Source organism: Endozoicomonas sp. ONNA2 (assembly GCF_024606365.1).
Lineage (GTDB): Bacteria > Pseudomonadota > Gammaproteobacteria > Pseudomonadales > Endozoicomonadaceae > Endozoicomonas.
The window spans coordinates 1-1,716 of the sequence record NZ_JAHHPO010000854.1; the positions used below are offsets into that span (position 1 = coordinate 1).

Here is a 1,716-nt window from a genome sequence, read left to right on the forward strand (position 1 = left end):
TTAACCCAGATCACCAGTGCACAGACAGTGGTAAAGAAAATAGCCAGAGTCCAGGCGAAAGCGTTCATCCCAATCATGGTCAGACTCCAGAAGCAAAGCCAGATAGACAAGGGCCAGTGAGGTGGCCAAACCAAAGAAGACAATAGCAGCAATCATGTTTTCCTGAAAGATCGGGTATAAAACAGCCCCACCCAAAGGAAGCTTTACAAGATCGCAGCTAAGCGCAGCCATTCTTTCACGTTGTTTTTTGTTCATTGGTACCACTTTTATATTTATTCAGAAATTGAAAAAGTAGTCCATTAAGTCGGAAATGCACGATGAAAGACCTGACCCCGGTTTCTCGGTTTCCTTCTTTGTCTTTTTATCTAAATCATGATTAGACTCCATAAGCAAAGCCAGATAGACAAAGGCCAATGAGGTGGCCAGAGCAAAGAAGACAATACAAATAGATATGTTAGAGTAGATATAGAAACGACTACTGGCTGAGGCAACCCATGAGACCATCGGCAGCATTAAAAAAATACCGGGCAAAGATCAAAGCCGTTATAAAAGAACATAAAGCGGCTAATGCCCGGGTATTTGGCTCTGTATTGAATGAAACCGACACCGAAACCAGTGACCTGGATATACTGATTGACCCGGGCCAGGACATGACCCTGTTTGATATCGGAGCGATCCGTCACAAACTCAAGCAGTTAACTGGTGTAGAAGTCGACATCCTGACTCCTGGCTCACTTTCAGACACGATCAGAGATAAAATCCTTTCGCAGGCAAAGCCCATATGAAAGGGAAAAATGCACTGAGGCTAGTGGAATATCTATCTCACATCGTTGAGGCAGTGGGGCGAATACAAGCGTACATCGCTGATTTGAAGAGTGAACAAGAATTTTACGAAAACACGCTTGTTCAGGATGCAGTCATCCGAAACCTTGAAATTATTGGTGAAGCCAGCAACAACGTTGATAAACACTTTCCTCAGTTTGTGAAAGATCACAAAGAGGTACCTTTTATTTATGCCTATGAAATGAGAAATGCCCTTACTCATGGCTACTTTAAAGTTGACCTTCCCATTGTCTGGCAAACCATTCAGAATGATTTGCCTGCATTAGCAAGCAGAGTTCAGAAATTAATTGAATCAATTGAATAAATGAGAGTGAGCACCTGTTGTGGAATAGCTCATTTTTGATAATACACGACGATGAATATGCATAATGAAAGACCTGACCCCGATTTTTTGACCCCGATTTTTGACCCCGATTTTCTACGATTTTATTTCCACCACCAGATGGTAATGATTGGTCATCAGGCAGAACGAATGAATTACCCAGTTAAACGGGTCGCATACTTCAGCCAGGGTATCGAGAAACAAAGTAAAGTCGGTGTCTTCACGGTAAATAGCCCTGCGCTCATTCCCACGGGAAGTCACATGATAAAGGGCACCTGAATACTCAATTCTTGGTGGTCTGCTCATTTCCGGTTACTTCATTTTTATTAATGGAACTGGAAAGGTAGACCATTAAATCAGGAATGCACGATGAAAGACCTGACCTCGGTTTTGACCCCGGTTTTCTATTTATGAAGAGTAAAAAGTAGACCATCAAGACAGATATGAAAGACCTGGCACCACCGACTATTTTTTATGATCCTTATGGTCCAGGTACTTAACCCAGATCACCAGTGCACAGACAGTGGTAAAGAAAATAGCCAGAGTCCAGG

General features: G+C 42.6%; 4 protein-coding genes. 2 read left to right on the forward strand and 2 right to left on the reverse strand.

Annotation, left to right across the window (positions count from 1 at the left end; all coding sequences use genetic code 11):
• The gene (locus KDK14_RS15145) at positions 1-255 is read right to left on the reverse strand and encodes a hypothetical protein (RefSeq protein WP_257266011.1); all 255 of its coding nucleotides are present in this window, start codon (positions 253-255) and stop codon (positions 1-3) included.
• Positions 256-494: 239 nt separating this feature from the next.
• Between KDK14_RS15145 and KDK14_RS15150 the strand changes: the two genes are divergently transcribed.
• Together KDK14_RS15150 and KDK14_RS15155 are read left to right on the forward strand one after the other, a co-directional pair.
• Positions 495-785, forward strand: a complete 291-nt coding sequence (locus KDK14_RS15150; protein ID WP_257266012.1) for a nucleotidyltransferase family protein — start codon at positions 495-497, stop codon at positions 783-785.
• Positions 782-1,147, forward strand: a complete 366-nt coding sequence (locus KDK14_RS15155; protein ID WP_101747970.1) for a DUF86 domain-containing protein — start codon at positions 782-784, stop codon at positions 1,145-1,147. The genes KDK14_RS15150 and KDK14_RS15155 overlap by 4 nt, the downstream gene beginning before the upstream one ends.
• Before the next feature lie 114 nt (positions 1,148-1,261).
• Here the strand turns inward: KDK14_RS15155 and KDK14_RS15160 are convergent, their stop codons facing one another.
• The gene (locus KDK14_RS15160; RefSeq protein ID WP_257266013.1) at positions 1,262-1,471 is read right to left on the reverse strand and encodes a transposase; all 210 of its coding nucleotides are present in this window, start codon (positions 1,469-1,471) and stop codon (positions 1,262-1,264) included.
• Between the last annotated feature and the right edge of the window lie 245 nt (positions 1,472-1,716).